16 protein-coding genes and 1 tRNA gene are annotated in these 17,254 nt (G+C 39.4%); 5 read left to right on the top strand and 12 right to left on the bottom strand.

Going from position 1 to position 17,254, the window contains the following annotated elements:
• Window positions 1-103: 103 nt before the first annotated feature.
• Together FMM05_RS17520 and FMM05_RS17515 are read right to left on the bottom strand one after the other, a co-directional pair.
• On the bottom strand, window positions 104-865 hold the full coding sequence (locus FMM05_RS17520; RefSeq protein ID WP_143374721.1) for an SDR family NAD(P)-dependent oxidoreductase: 762 nt from the start codon (window positions 863-865) through the stop codon (window positions 104-106).
• 181 nt (window positions 866-1,046) lie between these two features.
• Window positions 1,047-1,505 carry a helix-turn-helix domain-containing protein gene (locus FMM05_RS17515; protein WP_143374720.1) on the bottom strand — a complete coding sequence of 153 codons (459 nt, stop codon included), beginning with the start codon at window positions 1,503-1,505 and terminating at the stop codon, window positions 1,047-1,049.
• Between the two features lie 84 nt (window positions 1,506-1,589).
• Here FMM05_RS17515 and FMM05_RS17510 point away from each other — a divergent pair, with 84 nt between their 5' ends.
• Window positions 1,590-2,225, top strand: a complete 636-nt coding sequence (locus FMM05_RS17510; RefSeq protein ID WP_143374719.1) for a 2'-5' RNA ligase family protein — start codon at window positions 1,590-1,592, stop codon at window positions 2,223-2,225.
• Here the strand turns inward: FMM05_RS17510 and FMM05_RS17505 are convergent, their stop codons facing one another.
• Together FMM05_RS17505 and FMM05_RS17500 are read right to left on the bottom strand one after the other, a co-directional pair.
• The gene (locus tag FMM05_RS17505) at window positions 2,226-3,611 is read right to left on the bottom strand and encodes a Fic family protein (protein ID WP_143374718.1); all 1,386 of its coding nucleotides are present in this window, start codon (window positions 3,609-3,611) and stop codon (window positions 2,226-2,228) included. It lies immediately after the preceding gene.
• 74 nt (window positions 3,612-3,685) lie between these two features.
• Window positions 3,686-5,050 (bottom strand): Fic family protein, encoded by a 1,365-nt coding sequence (locus tag FMM05_RS17500; RefSeq protein ID WP_185965622.1) that lies wholly within the window; start codon window positions 5,048-5,050, stop codon window positions 3,686-3,688.
• Between the two features lie 424 nt (window positions 5,051-5,474).
• Here FMM05_RS17500 and FMM05_RS17495 point away from each other — a divergent pair, with 424 nt between their 5' ends.
• Window positions 5,475-6,662: an MFS transporter gene (locus FMM05_RS17495; protein WP_143374716.1), complete on the top strand. Its 1,188-nt coding sequence runs from the start codon at window positions 5,475-5,477 to the stop codon at window positions 6,660-6,662.
• Window positions 6,663-6,816: 154 nt separating this feature from the next.
• On the opposite strand, the gene FMM05_RS17490 is transcribed toward FMM05_RS17495, so the two are convergent.
• From FMM05_RS17490 to FMM05_RS17465, 6 genes are all read right to left on the bottom strand, one after another.
• Window positions 6,817-7,701: an adenylate/guanylate cyclase domain-containing protein gene (locus FMM05_RS17490; protein WP_143374715.1), complete on the bottom strand. Its 885-nt coding sequence runs from the start codon at window positions 7,699-7,701 to the stop codon at window positions 6,817-6,819.
• 90 nt (window positions 7,702-7,791) lie between these two features.
• Window positions 7,792-7,992 carry a hypothetical protein gene (locus FMM05_RS17485; protein ID WP_143374714.1) on the bottom strand — a complete coding sequence of 67 codons (201 nt, stop codon included), beginning with the start codon at window positions 7,990-7,992 and terminating at the stop codon, window positions 7,792-7,794.
• A gap of 261 nt (window positions 7,993-8,253) precedes the next feature.
• Window positions 8,254-9,507 (bottom strand): patatin-like phospholipase family protein, encoded by a 1,254-nt coding sequence (locus FMM05_RS17480; protein ID WP_143374713.1) that lies wholly within the window; start codon window positions 9,505-9,507, stop codon window positions 8,254-8,256.
• Window positions 9,508-9,513: 6 nt separating this feature from the next.
• Window positions 9,514-9,864: a hypothetical protein gene (locus FMM05_RS17475; protein WP_143374712.1), complete on the bottom strand. Its 351-nt coding sequence runs from the start codon at window positions 9,862-9,864 to the stop codon at window positions 9,514-9,516.
• Window positions 9,842-10,891, bottom strand: coding sequence for a hypothetical protein (locus FMM05_RS17470; protein WP_143374711.1), 1,050 nt, complete (start codon window positions 10,889-10,891; stop codon window positions 9,842-9,844). The genes FMM05_RS17475 and FMM05_RS17470 overlap by 23 nt, the downstream gene beginning before the upstream one ends.
• Window positions 10,892-11,364: 473 nt before the next feature.
• On the bottom strand, window positions 11,365-11,583 hold the full coding sequence (locus tag FMM05_RS17465) for a hypothetical protein (RefSeq protein WP_143374710.1): 219 nt from the start codon (window positions 11,581-11,583) through the stop codon (window positions 11,365-11,367).
• A 448-nt stretch (window positions 11,584-12,031) separates the two neighbouring features.
• Here FMM05_RS17465 and FMM05_RS17460 point away from each other — a divergent pair, with 448 nt between their 5' ends.
• Entirely contained in the window at window positions 12,032-12,637 is a 606-nt protein-coding gene (locus FMM05_RS17460; RefSeq protein ID WP_143374709.1) for a hypothetical protein, read from the top strand.
• A 78-nt stretch (window positions 12,638-12,715) separates the two neighbouring features.
• Window positions 12,716-12,789 (top strand) — tRNA-Ile (locus FMM05_RS17455).
• Between the two features lie 367 nt (window positions 12,790-13,156).
• On the opposite strand, the gene FMM05_RS17450 is transcribed toward FMM05_RS17455, so the two are convergent.
• Window positions 13,157-13,717, bottom strand: coding sequence for a 2'-5' RNA ligase family protein (locus tag FMM05_RS17450; protein WP_143374708.1), 561 nt, complete (start codon window positions 13,715-13,717; stop codon window positions 13,157-13,159).
• A 105-nt stretch (window positions 13,718-13,822) separates the two neighbouring features.
• Entirely contained in the window at window positions 13,823-14,155 is a 333-nt protein-coding gene (locus tag FMM05_RS17445; RefSeq protein ID WP_143374707.1) for a hypothetical protein, read from the bottom strand.
• A gap of 334 nt (window positions 14,156-14,489) precedes the next feature.
• Here FMM05_RS17445 and FMM05_RS17440 point away from each other — a divergent pair, with 334 nt between their 5' ends.
• Window positions 14,490-16,952 (top strand): AsmA-like C-terminal region-containing protein, encoded by a 2,463-nt coding sequence (locus FMM05_RS17440; RefSeq protein WP_143374706.1) that lies wholly within the window; start codon window positions 14,490-14,492, stop codon window positions 16,950-16,952.
• The last annotated feature ends 302 nt before the right edge of the window (window positions 16,953-17,254 follow it).

The following is a 17,254-nucleotide window of genomic DNA, read 5'->3' as shown; positions in this document are numbered from 1 at the left end:
AATAATATTTGCCGGAGGTTAACCCCACTGAAGTGTTTGAAAACATGAAATGAAAATGGTCGGAATAACTTCCGACCATTTTTAGGCACAAGCCCGCTATATATTATAAGAACATTCCGCCGGAAGCCTCAATGCGCTGTGCAGTGATCCATCGGGAATCATCGGTACATAAAAAGGCAACCACGCCACCAATATCATCCGGCAGGCCTACACGCCCTAAAGCGGTTTGCGAAGCGATGAAGGCATTAACCTGGTCGTTATCTCGCACCATACCACCACCAAAGTCGGTTTCAATTGCGCCCGGAGCCACAATGTTTACACGAATGCCCCTTGCGCCAAGTTCTTTAGCCTGGTAGCGGGTTAGTACCTCCATACCGCCTTTCATAGACGCATATGCCGAATAACCCGGTGTGGCAAAACGCGCCAAACCTGTAGAAATATTGATTATACCACCACCATCGGCCAGTATAGGCAGCGCTTTTTGCGATAAAAAGAAGGGGCCTTTAAACTGTATGGCAACAAGAGTATCAAAGTCGTCCTGAGAAGTTTCGGCGAACGCCTTATGTATACCAATGCCAGCATTGTTTATTAGGTAATCTATTTTATCGCTACCAAAGGTTGACGACAGGGCTTTAGAAACCTCTGCGAAGAAATCATCAAAACTGTTGGCATCGGCAACGTTAAGCTGTAGTGCGAATGCTTTTTGCCCAAGGGCCTCAATTTCGGCTACAACGGCATCGGCTTCACCTTTTTGGCTGTTGTAAGTAAGGATAACATCAAGGCCTTTTTTTGCAATGGCAATGGCCATGTTTTTGCCAAGTCCGCGGCTGCCGCCGGTTACAAGTGCTATTTTAGATTGTGTCATTTTTATATATTTTAATTAGTATCTTATTTTGACATTACAAAATTACGGCGAGGGCAAGCCTCAAAAATGGTGGACTCTTCAGTTTTTGCTGCGCAGTTTATTTAGTTTAAAGTTTCAGGTTTCACGTTGCTCCCAGTTATCAGGTACGAGTGGCAACCTGAAACTTTAAACCTGAAACAAATTAAAGACTCTTCCTATACTGCAACGGCGTAACGCCCGTCATGCTTTTAAAGAATTTTATAAAATTGGTAGGTTCATCGTAGGCAAAATGCTGACCGATATCGGCTATAGAGAGGGTAGTCTTTTGCAGCAGTTTTTGGGCTTCGGCAAGGATGCGGCCTTCCATATAATCGCAAACCGATGTATTTATGGTAATCCTTAGGGTGTTGGTTAAATGCCGTGGATGTATAAAAAGCAGGTTGCCAAAATCTTTTGCAGCGTAGCGTTTTTTGGCAACGCCCGTCATCAGCTCGGTAATGTGGCGTTCGGCGTGGGTTATAAAGTCGGCCGTTATCTCCTCCTTGCGGGAGAGTATCTTCGCGGGGATAACGGGTTTTGGGTTCAGAGTTTCAGGTTGCACGGTTGCTATGGGTTTTACATACAAAGTTGCGCCTGTTTTGGCATTAAAAAATGGTGACAACTTCAGTATTTATTTGCATTACTTATGTATGTGTACTAAATTACAAAATGATTAGCATAATAAATACTATTTTTGCACCACAGTATGGCAAAACGAAGTAATAATACCAACCAGATATCCCTGTTTCCGGAAACCGTGTATGAATATCATATACTGCTTTCGCCCAGCGATACCATTAAAGAAGAAGTGGATGCGCTTAAGCAAACGCTGCATGAAATGGTGGGTATTGCCGAACGCGACCGAAAATCGATAGCCCATATTACCCTGCTTAAAACCGAAGGCTACGAATCTATGGATATGAAGGCCATGATTAAAAATGCTGTTGCCGGCGAGAAAAAGTTTACTGTAAAACTTAACGGGCACAGCCATTTTGAACATGGCGCCGAACGTACTTTTTACTTGCAGGTAGAAGACCCGGAGCCTATTGCCAACCTGGTGGACCTGATTAGAAATCCCACTAAAAAACGCCAGCCTAAAATTGTAAACCGCCAAACCAGTATTATAGACAGGCCCGTAAGGCCCAAGCCTAAAAAGCCGTCTATGATTCCGCATGTTACCATTGCCCGTAATATTGCCGCAGCCGACTTTGAGCGTATTGAAGATTTTACCCCTTTTGAAGACTACCAGGCCGAATGGCTGTGTGACCGTATTACCATACGCCGCCGTGTAGCGGGCACTGATAAGCATTTTTCACCTGCGGGTGAAGTGAAGTTAGGGTAGTTATTTTATTGATGATTTTATCTCTTCAAAAAGTTTTGATACAGTATCTTTTACAATGGAATTGATTTCATCTTGTGTAAGCTCTTCCGAATAGAGTTTTGTAATACTACTTTTTTCTTGGAGACGTTGACCATTATTACTAACAAAGTATTTATATTCGTCAAATCCAATATACAACTCTGCCCTAGCGCTAAACGTATTTATACCATCATTCTTAAAACCATTGTAATAAAGATATATTCGTAGCGAATTGATTGTGCCAACTGATTCGATTTCATAAATATTGATATCTTCCTTTGATATCTTTAGATAATTTGATTCCGCCTCAATAACATCGTCAAAATGTTGAACATTATTTGATTCAATTGATTGACTTTTACGAGCTTCAACATCATTGATTACTCGTTTACTATTGAATTGATCATCGAAACGTGAAGCTTTTTCTAAAAAAGCAATGAACAAAGGTCTGAATGATGATTTATATAATTCTGTGATTATTGAATTACTTTTTATTTCTAAACTGTCTTTTTTTACAAACTGTCTTTTCCATAAATCAATCTCTTTGTCCAAATCATCTTCATCCTCAATATCTTTGCCTTCAATTACATGTAGAATCAATTCTTGTGAATGCAATATTTGTTCTGCCAAAAATTCTTTTAGCAAGTCCGGCGACCCCCAATGATTTTGAATATCTGCTAAGTAGTTGTAATATACATCCCGCTCTTTAACTGTTATCCAAAATGGAGGATATCCAAGTGAGATAAGAATTAAGTTAGAAAGTATACGTGCGGTTCGCCCATTACCATCATAAAAAGGATGGATGTTTACATATTCTAAATGAAAATTAAATGCGACATCTAATGGATGCGGGGCATTTTTCTTTTTATGATGAATGGCATCTATAGCGGCGTTGGTACGATTTAAAAGGTCATGCATTTTTTCAGGCACTTCTTCGTAGTCTATAAAATCGTAACGTTCACCCTTGTAATTATAAATGTAGTTATTGGTCTTTTTCCATTTACCTACCTGCTCTCTTTTGGTCTCATCTTCTTCATATATGATGTCTTCATGTATCTTTCTTATGCGGGTTTCAGATAGCCGTAATTCGCCTTTACCTATTTTCAGGATATCAGTAACCACATCGTCATGGCCTTTCATTTCGGCCACATCTTTATACGGTTTTTTATCTACCACGATATTGCCTACCATTACGCTCCTTGTTTCCTCTATGGTAAGTGTATTCCCCTCCATGCTGTTGGAGTTGTAATTCCATTCCAGCCTGAATTTATAGTTTATTTTGTTGAGCTGCTCGGGCGTTAGTTTGCCATGTTGCTCAATTTGCTCCTTAAGTAAATCTATTTTATGTTTAATATCGGTGTAAGACATATCCTGAATTAATTTTATAAAGATATATAAAATTCCCTCACGTCTTTAACAGCTGCTACAGCGCATTTGTTTGGCTACCCCACCTCTTCACTCTGCACCGACCCTTTAATGCTGTTAAACAGCCTGCCTGCATTTTCTTTAATAATGTGCTTTATCTCATAACGGGTAAGCATTTCCGAATATAGTTTTTTGCTTAGGTAGGTATCGGTATTGTTGGTGGCATCATCCTGAATTACATAGTTAAACTCCTCAAAATGCACATACAGTTTTGCGGTTTTATTAAAGGTATTCATGCCGTTGTTTTTAAAGCCTTCAAAAAACACGCACAGCTCTAAGGTGTGCAAAGATATCATGTTAATGGGGCTGGCCTCCTTAATGCTTTTAGATAGTTCGTAAAAAAAGTCGTCGAACTTTTTAATGCCTTCGCTCCAACTCTCTTTAGCATCAAGGGTATTGTACACAATTTTACGCACAAAAAGATCGTCAAACTGCGATACCTTTTCTAACAACCCGGTAAAAAGCGGCTTAAGTGACCGATGGTATACATCGGCTACAGCTGTGCGGCTTTTGGCAATGTAATTGGCTTTCTTTTCAAACTGTTTTTTCCATTGGGCAATTTCCTTGTCAAGCATATCGGTGCTCTCGGCAGGGCGGCCGTTAATAACACGCAGCACCATTTTTTGGGAGCGCAGTATAAGGTTGGCCATGTACTCTTTAAGCAGTCGCTCCCTGCTTTTGGCGGTATTGGTAAGGTAAGAGTAATACACGTCTCTCTCGCGGGCGTTGACCCAAAACGGAGGGTAGCCCAGCGATATAAGTATAATGTTAGCCAGTATGCGTGCTACGCGCCCATTACCGTCGTGAAAGGGGTGGATGTCCCAGAAATCAATATAAAAATCTAAGGCTACATCCAGCGGGTGCGGCGCATCATCCTCATTTGTATGAATGGCATTTAGTGCGATATTGGTACGCGTTAGCAGGTCGTGCATTTTTTTGGGTACCAGTTGCCAGTCGGTAAAATCATACTGCTCGCCGTTCTGGCTGATGAAGTAATTGTTAGAAATTTTCCACTGGCCTACCTGTTTCCTGCCAAACTCGTCTTCCTCGTGTACAATACGTTTATGGATCTGCTTTATACGCTGTTCGGTTAGCTCTATGGGCCCTCTGCCCAGCGAAAGTATTTCTGATACTACCGCGTCATGTCCGCGTATCTCGGCAACATCTTTATAGGGCTTTTGCTGCACGTTAATGCTGCCCGCCATAACACTGCTGGTTTCGCGCAGGGTAAGCGTATTGCCCTCCATGCTGTTGCTGTTGTAGTTCCACTCCAGGCGCAATTTGTTGTTAATCTTTTCCTGTTGCGATTTACCCAGCTGGCCGTGCGCATCGATCTCCAGTTTTAGGATATCGATGTTATATTTTATATCTGTATAGCCCATTTTATTTAAATATTGCATAAAGTTATGCAAAACAAGCAGTTGTGATTTTACAATAAATTATAAAGAAATGCTAAAATTCAGCGGTTTTTGCCGTTAAAATTAATATTTGTTTAGTGTATTGCAGGCACTTGAATAATCTCACTCAATCGATATATTATTTAAATAATTGTATGTACATCAAATTATGGGTTTGATTTACAATGATTTATTTTTATCGATTTTGTAGTGTTAATGAAATTAACTTTTTATGGTTTTCCGTAAAATCATTAAACAGTACTTAAATGAATAATTACCTTTTAGTTAGATGATGGCCGGTTAATAAACTCCAAAGTAATTAACAATAACCTTTTCGCAAACTAATGTTTCTAAAATAAGCATTGATAGTGATGCGAATGCTGTAATTTTGCACACTGAATACATTTTTATGAAACTAAGTTTACTGCCGCTTGCCCTTGGCGGCCTTACCATAGGGATTACCGAATTTGTAATGATGGGCCTGCTGCCCGACATCGCCGCCGACCTTAAAATTTCTATCCCGGAGGCGGGCCACCTTATATCGGCGTATGCCATTGGGGTCGTGGTGGGCGCTCCGCTGCTGGTTATTGCAGGGCGCAATTTTCCGCCTAAAAAAATGCTGCTGGCCATGGCGCTTATGCTTACGGTTTTTAATGCGCTTTCTATTGTAGCGCCTGGTTATAATTTGCTATTGGTTAGTCGGTTTTTATCGGGGTTGCCTCACGGCGCGTTTTTTGGGGTGGGTGCTGTTGTAGCGAGCCGCCTTGCCGAAAAAGGCAAAGAAGCACGCAGCGTTGCCGTTATGTTTAGCGGGTTAACCATTGCCAATGTAGTAGGCGTGCCGCTGGGCACGTTTGTAGGGCATAACTTTAGCTGGCGCTATACTTTTGTAATTATTGCCGTTATAGGGCTTATTACGGTTATATCGCTGCTGCTGTATATGCCTAAAGTTGCGGCAGATAAAAGCACTAACATAAAAACACAGCTTGGTTTTTTTGGTAAAACACAGGCATGGCTGGTAATATTTATTACGGCTATAGGTAGTGGCGGTTTGTTTGCATGGATAAGTTACATAGCACCATTGCTAACCGATATTTCGGGCTTTGATGCCGAGAATGTTCCGTATATACTAATGCTTGCCGGTGTAGGTATGGTTGTAGGCAACCTTGCCGGTGCACGCCTTGCCGATAGGTTTTCGCCATCGCATACGGTATTTGCCATACTTATTGGTATGGCCGCTACGCTTACGGCGGTGTTCTTTTTATCTACCAATCAATATATATCCCTGGGGCTGGTGTTCTTAACCGGCTTTATGGCTTTTGCGCTTATTGCCCCGGTACAAATGATGATGATACAAAGTGCCAAGGGTGCCGAGATGATCGCTTCGGCTGCCATACAGGCCAGTTTTAACATAGGTAATGCGCTTGGGGCTTTCCTGGGTGGGCTGCCCTTGGTTTGGGGATACAGCTATGCATCGCCTAATATAGTGGGGGTTATTATGGCGCTTACGGGTGCCGCGGTAACGCTGCTGTTTATTAAGGTTGCCGCTCCTGCCGCCCCGCTAACCGAAGAAGAAAAACGTGCCATAGCACACTAAGATATCTAACGTTTGTTTTTACTTTCCTGTCCGGGTTTTTGGTGTATGCTGAAAGCCCGGTTTTTTTATGGGGTTAAAAAAGCCGACACGAATTTCACGAATTTACACCAAACCCAATTCGTGCCAATCTGTGAAATTTGTGTCGGATAGCATATTAAGCCGTAGCCGATACCCCATTATGATACGGATGCCCTAACAACCGTACGGCTACAGGATCTGAAATACCTTTTAGGCGTATCAGTGTGGCTGCTGTGGTATCATTAGGCTCCAGGGTGCGGTAGGCTTCGTCCGAAATTACAATCGTATTGTTAAGCTCTTTGGTGGCCGACTGTAACCGTGCTGCTATGTTTACCGGCAGCCCCATTACGGTTAGGTGGCCGTAATCAAGGTCGCTGTAACTTACCGCTACCCTGCCCTTGTGCAGGCCAATGCCAATTTCCAAGTCGAGCCCAAACTGCGGCGTAGCATAAAGGGTATTAAAGGTATCCAGGTCGGCTAAAATAGAATGCGAAGCGGTAACCGAATTACCCACGGCGTTAAATGGGTTATCGAGCCCAAAAACCGCATACACGCTGTCGCCACCGGTTTCTATAATGCGTCCGCCATTTTCTTTGATCGATTTGCTGAACATAAGGAACAGCAGGCGCACTATTTGCAGCACCGTTTGGGCAGGGTGCAGCTCCATTATTGCTGTAAAGTTGCGGATGTCTAAAAACAGCAGGGCAAGGTTGCGCTCTTCGGTTGGGTTGGTAATGCTGCCTAACAGTTCGGTTAGCCCGTTGCTGTTGGGCTGGGCAGTGTCGGCATTAAGCTTCACGTTTGCCGGAAGGCTAAAACGCTGCGCCAGTTGCTCCTGTTGCGGACTCACTTTAATAACCGACTGCTTTTTGCTGAAATCTACCTTGCACGAGGCCAGCGCTTGGTATCCGGTGGTATTGTTTTTACGTTTAGTTGCTACGGCAACAAGTTGTTTTTTAACCCGTTGTTGTGGGCAACCAAGCTGTGCTTTAAGGGCGCTGATTATGGCTGCTTTTTTCATATTGTGTAATTTTTAGCGATATGCTGTATTGTTAGGTGTAAAATTGGTTTTTTTAAGCCTTATAAAATTGTAAGAAAGCGAAAGGCCCGGTTAAGGTCTTTTGCTCGCTATTTCTAATTGACGATTATCTTTAGGCATTGTTACCTGGGTAACGGCATATTCTTTTTTGGTAATTGTTTCCGGGTGTTTGTGCTGGGTTACGGCTGACGTTAGGCACAACAGCCCGGCCATGCCTGCCGATAGCGCTGCCGTCATGATCACGGTGCTGAGAAATATATAAACTACTTTCATGGCATATAATTTTAAGTGGTTTTTTAACGGTACAAATGTATAACGGCACAAGCACAAAAAAGTTATACCAAACAAAGCATTGATTGCACAAATCAAACAATTTATTGTACGTATTGCGGCAACTGCTTTTGTTTTTCAGGCACTGTGTATGCTGTGTCAAACATTTACACTACAAAGGTAAGGTAGTTGTTAAGCAGTTTTTGTAACCGAATTGCCGGATGTTGTAGCCAAAATGGGGAGTTTGAAGTAGACCTCGTTAGGCTACTTGAACAAGTTATGAATAAAGAAATAACAATTTCTTGAAATGCTATAGATATTAGTGAAATACATTAACTCAAAAAAAATTACTGCCCAAAGAAAATAGGTTATCATATTTTTATTTCGATACTTTTTTTTCAGTTCCTTACGATTATTTTCATGAATGCCTTTCCTAGCAGTGTAATTAAATTTCTCAGACTCTAAGTTTATTAATCTTTTGTTATGCAAAAATTTAAGTGCAGCCAAGCTGCCCGCCTCTAATAGAAATTTTCGTTCGGATTCATTAAGTTTGAATTTCAATGTACTTATCGGCGATGGATCAATTACCACAATACTATCCTTGTGCTCCCTTAAAATTTCAGGATCGCTAGATTCCATAAATACATCTAACAGTTCAGTAAATAAACTTTTATTTTTGTGTGTATAAATTTCATCCCCAAGATATAAACCTACGAAATCTGTATTTGGGCTATCTTTAAGAATGAGATCCACTGGAAAATTATTTTGTAACCCTCCATCGAAGACATTTTTACCTTCGTTTTTTTGAGGTGTAAAAACAAAAGGGATTGACATACTACATCTAGTTGCAAATGCTACGCTAACTTCTTTAGTTTTTGATGATGTGGAATCGAACATTAAAACTCTTTTATTCGCTGTACTGGCAAAAATGGATGTTCTATTAGGCAAATCCGTGAATCTTATCTGAGTTGCTCGTCCTAACTTATGTGCTAGAAGATATTCTATCCACTCGGTGAAGTTAATAGCTTCATAAAACCCGTTTTTAGCTATATAATTAAAAATAGCTTTAAGATACGAAGAATCTTTAAAATCGTTGAAATTTTTGCTTGATAAAATATCTTTTAATTCCTCACTTGTATATCCACAACTTAAAAGAGCTGCTGATATAGCCCCTGCAGATGTTCCAGCAAACCAATTAAATTCATAAAACTCACTAAGTACTTCTAACGCTCCCACGTATGAAAGTCCTTTAATTCCGCCGCCTTTCATAATCAACGCCGTATAATTAATACCTGCAATTGTAATTCCAATATTATTGGCGAAATGTTTTGTTTCAGTCATAAGCAAGTCATATGCATACATGCTCAAACTGTCATTACTATATCTAATCCGCACCGAATTAACCCAGTCATGACCGAGGGTTTGATAGTGCATTATAGATTTCCAATCAAGTTTTACCCTGTTATGAAAATCTTCTGAAATTTCATGAGCTAAAGAAATAAGAGCTGGATCTAACAAAGATTTTTAGATTAATGTATAATAGTTAACAACGAAAACGTCATCAATACTTTTTTTATCACCTAACATAGTGCTGACATGTTTAGGAATTTCAGTTACATCTTCATAATCCCTCCCTATCTTATGTCCATTTTCATCTAATATTCTATAAACCGGTTTAACAACTTTTGACTCTTTCATTATATAGAAAGCTACATTAAGTTGTTCTTTAGTTATAGCATATTTATTACTGTAAAATAAATCCATAGAAATATACTTTTGCTTTGGATGAGCAAGAAACCAATTTAAAACTGCCTGAAAAACATTTGAGTAATCAGGGTAAAGTTTTATAAGTTTAATAAATTTGTCTTCTGACATATCTATATTCTGAAGGTTTTATTTTTGCTGGAATTATTAGATGATTAATTGCGTCTCTGCTTATAATCACATTAACATCGTTTTTTAAAGCACCGCCTGAACCGCTGGCTAAAAATCGTACATGTAAAACAGTACATGAAGCATTACCATCTTGATATGCCTCAATTGCACTTTTTCTGCTAGATTCTGACAATAAATCATCATCTCCGTAGTCATCGATTGATCTAAATTGCCCTGATCCACCTTTAGAGTCCACAAAATTAGCCATTATCAATTTATAAATCGACGAATTTTCTTCAGAATTTTCTAAAATTCTAGCAATCCCATCACGTAAATCAACTGGAGCGAAGTCCTGATCAACTAAAACCCCATTGCCACCACCAAAAACAGCATTTTTTACCTGAGCAATTGACTTTTTAAGACTTTTTGCCGAATCAAAGGTGGTTCTGTTCACTTTAATTTCAATCCTATCGTTACCATCCCATTCTATAGAATAAACCATACGTGTAGGGTAAACTTTATAAACAACAGTTCTTCTATTTGTTACCGCATCAAAATCATCGTTTTCTTTTGTCTCTCTTATTTTCAAATCATACATTTTCATGTACCAACTATTGTCTATGCCACGATTTGGAGACCTGAAGTCTGCCCATTCAAAATTTTCAGGCATCATCGTTAATAACGGAAAATTAGAGCGTTTATTTGAGGGAATTATTTTTGTCGCCAAACCGTTAGCGTCGTTATAATAAGGTGCCCTTGTATTATTTAATAATCCAAAAACAAAAATATGTTGGTCTCCATATTCTTCAGTATCTTTAATCAAAGATTGAATTTCGATCAAGCTAATAATATTAGCATCAACCGCCTCGAATATGTTATTAATTAAATCTGGTTTAGTACCGCTAAGACGTATTAAAGATTTATTGTCATCTTTATATTTTTTTAGTAATTCATGCAAATCATCTAAAACAGTATTGGTATCTAATAATTCTCTATAAAGATCCTTTTGAGCATCTGATAAGGCCATAATTAATCTAAGTAGGTTTAAATATATTGCTTTGAATTTTGGCAATAAGCAAAAGTATACGATTAAAAATAATTAAAAATACCTATATATGGGTATTTTTTAAAAACTATTTTTGTAATTACTTTACATAGCACTACCTTGATAAGTTAGTCGACCTTGTATACAACCGAGATATTAAAACTCTCACTTATAATCCATTTGATATACTTCTGCTCAAATTATTGAAATTAACTATACAATAAGTTGGTTAGCCTATTAATCACTCTGTACCGCAATAAGATTTGTTCAATTGGTAATTATTATCTAACATGAAATGCATAAATAAGTTTTAGTAAATTGTATAAAAAACTGATACCCCAAATGTGACTGCAAAATTACAATGCAAAACTAATCGCAGTACTGAAGCCGTTCTTTCAGTAAACAAAAAAGCAACCCTGTAGAGGTTGCTTTTTTATACAATGTGGCGGCCTGGGTTAAGGCGCTACAATAGAGTCGTTATTTAGCTGTTTGGTAGTATCTACTGCTTGCTCTGTAGCTCCGTCCGGGTACACAGCCGTTGCGCTGTCTACCACGGTACTATCTACGCTTGTGCTGGCTTCACCCTCGGTTTTATTGCTTCCGCAAGAGGTAAGGCCAAGGCCGGCAACCATAAGGGCAACCGCGGCCAGGTGTTTTAAATTGTTCGCTTTCATCTTTTTAGTATTTAATTTTTAGTATGTCATAAAAATACCACTATTACCATTTGGTGGGTTAGGGCAGGATATTAAAAAAAGCTTAAAGTTTTAATCTTAAATCTTTAAATTTTTCAATCTTAAATTCTAATAATCCAAAAGTGAAATATTAAAGCAAAATACGGGTTGTAATATTTCACACCATAGCGAATTGTTTTACCGGTTTTTTAAAAAATACCGATAGCATGTTCAAAATTTCGGGGGCGAATTTTCAATTTTAAATTTTTCAATTTTCAATCAAAAACCAAAAATGTCCAAAAGTGAAATATTAAAAATTTGGTATTCATTTTCAGCAACTTACAAAACACTAAAATTGCCGTTTTAGGTCATCTCGCAATCCAAAAGTGAAATATTAGCGTTAAATTTGAGTTAATTGCATACATTTGCGGTACCAACTACCACCTCTGTTATGAAAAATAGTATATTCGCCATTTTTGCATTGTTATTCGTAGCGCAATCATCTGTTGCACAAAGACTTGAAGTTAACGATGTAGACCCTAAAACAGGTTCTAAAACCTTTATTACCAGCAACCACGCCGGCGCCGACGTGATGTGGGACGATACCGTTACACGCAACGGAATGTTGTTTTTTTCGGCAGGCTATACCTCTGATATTAAGAACAATACACCTGTAGAAACCTATTTTATAGACCTCAGTATGATTCATAATGATGCCCGTTTGGGTTGCCTTATGCATGATTCCGGTAAGATTATTATTACATTTACCGATGGTACCACCGCAGAATGTATGCAAGTGTCTGATAATAGCTGTGATAAGCTTGCTTTTAACGCCGGATACGCCCTTATGCCACGAGGGGATTATACCGCAAAAATGAAACAAACCTTTGATAATCTGCTGGTTAAAGACATAAAATCGATAGAGGTTTTTACATCGGAAACTACTATTAAATACCCTATAAAGTCGCAAAAAATGGACTATATCAAGGCTCATTTTGCCCTCCTGGACAAGAGAATTAAGCAATCTAAGCCCGCGAACGGTACAGCATCAAATTGATGTTCAGCACATTAAAAATAAGATTAAAATTTATTTGCAATCATTAAAAAATAGTAGTAATATTGCAACCTCAAAACCGGTCCTATAGCTCAGTTGGTTAGAGCACCTGACTCATAATCAGGTGGTCCCTGGTTCGAGCCCAGGTGGGACCACTGGTTTTACAAAAGCCTTCACAGCGATGTGGAGGCTTTTTTGTTACTCAAATTTCGGCAAAAAGTGCTTAATATTTCACTTTTGGATTTTGAAATGCCCTAAAACGTGATTTTTAGCATCTCGTAACATCCTGAAAATCAATTGTAAAATTTTGATATTTCACTTTTGGTAATTCGATTTTCTTTAGTTTTAACTTTCATAATATTGCTTACTTAAACTCCGAAAAACGTATACGCTATGGTGTGAAATACCAAAACTCCTCATCTATATGTGTTTTTTGTTTAGGCGATTTTGTTTCAAAAACAACCTAATATTTCACTTTTGGATTTTAGTTTTAAAAGTATCAAAGAGTAACAAGCTTCATGATCAAAGGGCGAGCGAATGCTCTGCCGCTACCTGCCACTCCCTACCGTTATGTTTAAGCAGGTAAAGACGGTCGGCAAGAAAACTCGCGTTATATTTTTTATGGCGGTAGACCTGCCAGGCTTTTTCAAATTCGGTGTAAGTTAGGTCGCGGTAAGCAATGGTCATATGGGGTTTAAAGTTCCTCTCAGTAAACTGTAATGCAATGTTTGGGAAAGCCTCTTCAAAACCATCAATAAGCGCCCTTTGTACCTTTGCCAGGGCATCGGTTACGACCGGATGTACAAACACCACTGGGTTTTTAGCATTATCAAATACGCCAAAATCGTTTAGCTCTACCTCAAAAGGTTTTTCGTTTACTGGCAGGTTCGCAAACCAGTCCATTACCTCATTATGTCTTTTGGCTTCAATTTTAAAAGGCGCTTTAAGGGTAATGTGCGGCATGTTCTTTAAGGCGGCTTTACTATTGTAGTTAAGAGCAAAGTCATTTTTAAACGCAGTAACTTCCCCCGCTATGGCATCAGGCGGAATAAGCGCAATAAAGTAAAGGTTTTCGGCAGGCATTGTTTCGGTTTTATCACAAAGATAAAAAGGAATATGCCTATGTTTTACATATTTTAGTTGCTGTGCCAACGAATACGGTTTGCCAATTGGGACACTCAGGCTAAATTAATTATGGCTAATTTTTACAACCTGTATGTAATCTGGCATTAGCAGCAGTTTGTAAATGCTGGTCCTAAAAAGGCCGTGCACGGTAAGGTTAACCTCGTTCCTGCCTTCGGTTTTAGGCAGCACCAGTTTGTTAGATATCGTTTTATGGTCTTCGGCCTTAAACCAAATCGCGTTCCTAAAACGGTATTTAATTGCAACATGGTCGTTATCCGGCGCCCCGTTATAATCAATATATAGCATTGATATATCCTTCCTTTTACGGGGCATAATTGTAAACATCCTCTTAAGGATGTGGTACTTAAAATGAAATTGTTGTACTACTGGCTCCATTTTTATGCTTTAGGTTTACTATTATGCTCAGGGTCAAAACCCTAATTACTAATTATTTATAATTCAAATTAACAAAACTTTCACATTTAAATCGCCATAATTCGTAAATTAATCGACGTGTTACCTGTTTTTACAGTTGTACTACATTTTTTCTTGTTAAAAATACCTTAATAACTTTTTACAAACGGTTGTTATTAGTTAAATAATAGCTTTTTTACAGTTATCATTTTTAGCCAAAACAACTTGTAACATAATTTAACAAACTTTAAACCCACTACTGATTGATGTTAGTTTAACTTAGTAGCTATGCGCCAGTTTATTGGCCCCACCTACTATGAAGAAAAACTACACCAAGGCAAAAAATTACTGGCAGCTTGCGCTCCCCCGTTGGGGCAGGATCGTGGTGCGCACAATTTTGGGCCTCCTTTTAATTATTGCTATTGCTTATATTGGGCTGGCATGGTACATTAATACCCATAAAAAAGAAGTGCTGGCATCGGTAACATCCTCATTAAACGATGGTATTAGCGGTACCCTTACCATAGGCGGTATGGAAACTACTTTTTTAGAGGGCTTTCCGCGGGTGTCGTTCAAACTGCAAAACGTGGTACTGCGCGACAGCCTTTATGCCACCCATAAACGCACGCTGCTTACCGCAGGCGAAGCCGAAGTTGCCATTAATACCCTTGCCCTTGTGCGCGGCGCTATAGAGATTAAAAAGATAACCATTATTAATGCGGGTATCGATTTGTTTACCACGGCTACAGGCTACAGCAACTCGGCAGTTTTTGCCAAAAAAAAGAAACCTGCCAAAGACAGTAAGGGCGGCGGCGGTTTCCCAGAACTGCGCAAACTTGGGCTGTATAACGTAACCTTTACTGCCGATAACCGCAAGACCAATAAACTGTATAAGTTTAAGATAAGCAGCCTTGATGCGGCTTTAAATTACAATAGCGATGGCTGGCAAGCCGGTGTTAACCTGGAGGGTATGGCAAACAGCATGGCGTTTAACACCCAGCGTGGCAGTTTTATTAAAAACAAAACCCTTGATGGCCGTTTTGATATTACGTATAACGAAGATGAAGGTTTCCTTACGTTTGATAAGAACAGGCTGGATATTGGCGGCGAACGTTTTATGATAGCCGCTAAGCTTGGCGTAGGAGAATCATCTAAGTTTATTATAGATATAGAGAATGATAATATACTTTGGGGCAATGCGGCGCGGTTGCTTTCGCCTAACATTACCTCTAAATTAATGATGTTTAACCTGGCCAGCCCCATTGCCGTTACCTGTAAGCTGGACGGCGACTTTAACAGCAGTGGCGATCCGCTTATTTATGTTACCGCAAAAATTAAAGATAACGTGCTTACCACCCCAGGCGGCGATATTACACAATGCAATTTTACAGGCATTTTTACAAATAATAATGTAAAAGCAAACGGTTTTACCGATGCTAATTCGGCAATTAAACTTTACAATTTCAACGGCATTTATGCCGATTTGCCTTTTGTAATGAAACAGGCTTTTATCCTTAATTTAGAGAAGCCCATTGCTACCGGAGATTTTACTTCCAACTTTCAGATGCAAAAACTGGCTGCATTAGTAGATGATGACCTCTTAAAATTTACAAAAGGTACCGGCAGCGTTAAGGTTAATTTTAAGGCCGATATTGTAAACTTTAAACTTGCCAAGCCCCTGGTAAGCGGGTTGGTTGCTATTAAGGATGCCAATGTTACCTACATTCCCAGGAAGCTTGATTTTAAAGATATTAGCGTTAACCTGAATTTTAATAAGGATGACCTGTACATAAGCGAGATCATTCTTAAAAGCGGTAAGAGCATCGTGAACATGCAGGGCAGCATTAAAAACTTCCTGAACCTGTATTATACCGATCCGCAAAAGATAGTTTTAGAGTGGAAGATAAACAGCCCGCAGCTGCACATGGGTGAGTTTATGGGCTTTTTAGGCAGCCGCCAAAAAGCCAAAGCCGCTATTAAAAAAGCCCGCAAAGGTAATTTTACCGATGACCTTAACCAACTGTTTGAAAAGAGCAATGTAGATATGAAACTGCGCGTGGATAAGCTGTATTACAACCACTTTTATGCCACCAATGCTAAGGCAGATGTGCTGCTTACCGATAATGCCGTTTTTATAAAAAATGCGGGACTTAATCATGCCGGGGGTACCCTGCTTATTAACGGCAGCATGGCGCAGGGCAATGTAAATAAATATAAACTTAACGCCACCGTTAGTAATGTAGATATGCAAAAATTCCTGTACTCCTTTGATAATTTTGGGATGGAAGCATTAAAGTCAGAAAACCTTAAGGGTTATTTTTCGTCTAATGCCGATGTTACCGGAATCATAGACAGTAATGGTGCACTCGTACCAAAATCGATGTATGGCACTGTGAGTTTCGGACTAAAAAAGGGCAGGCTTATAGATTTTGAACCCGTGCGTAATGTGGGCAAATTTGCCTTTCCGTTCAGGGATATGAAGAACATAGAGTTTTACGACCTTAAAGGCAAGTTTGATGTTAAGGGCGAAAAAGTTACCATCCATCCCATGCAGATAAACAGCAGTGTATTGAATATGGATATTGAGGGTATCTATTCCTTTGGACGAGGCACACAGATTTATATTGATGTGCCGCTGCGCAATCCTAAAAATGATAAAGAAATTACCGACAAGGAAGAGCTTGCCAAACGCCGTAATCGCGGTATTGTAGTACACCTTAAAGCCGAAGATGATGAAGACGGTAAGGTTAAAATAAAATTAGGCAGTAAAAAAGAGTAGCGACGCAATGCATTGCATCTGCCGCTACTATCATACATCCTCCGTAGAGACGCAATGCCTTGCGTCTCCCATTCTGATTAACAAATTGGATGTATTGTTGGACCCGCAAAGCACTGCGTCTCCAAAAACATTTTATACATTACGCCAGACGCAAAGCATTGCGTCTCTACCCATAAACAAACAACCCCGCGTGAAAACGTGGGGTTGTCCTTGTATTAACTATTATCCTGTTGGATTGTTACCTTTTCAGGGTAAAGTGTGCTTTAAATTCTTTGGTCACCGCCCCTTCAGGGTAGGTTATG

It is taken from the genome of Flavobacterium zepuense (genome assembly GCF_007097145.1).
GTDB lineage: Bacteria > Bacteroidota > Bacteroidia > Flavobacteriales > Flavobacteriaceae > Flavobacterium > Flavobacterium zepuense.
The sequence above is the reverse complement of the archived record's forward strand: the minus strand, read 5'-3'. Positions and strand labels throughout refer to the sequence as shown.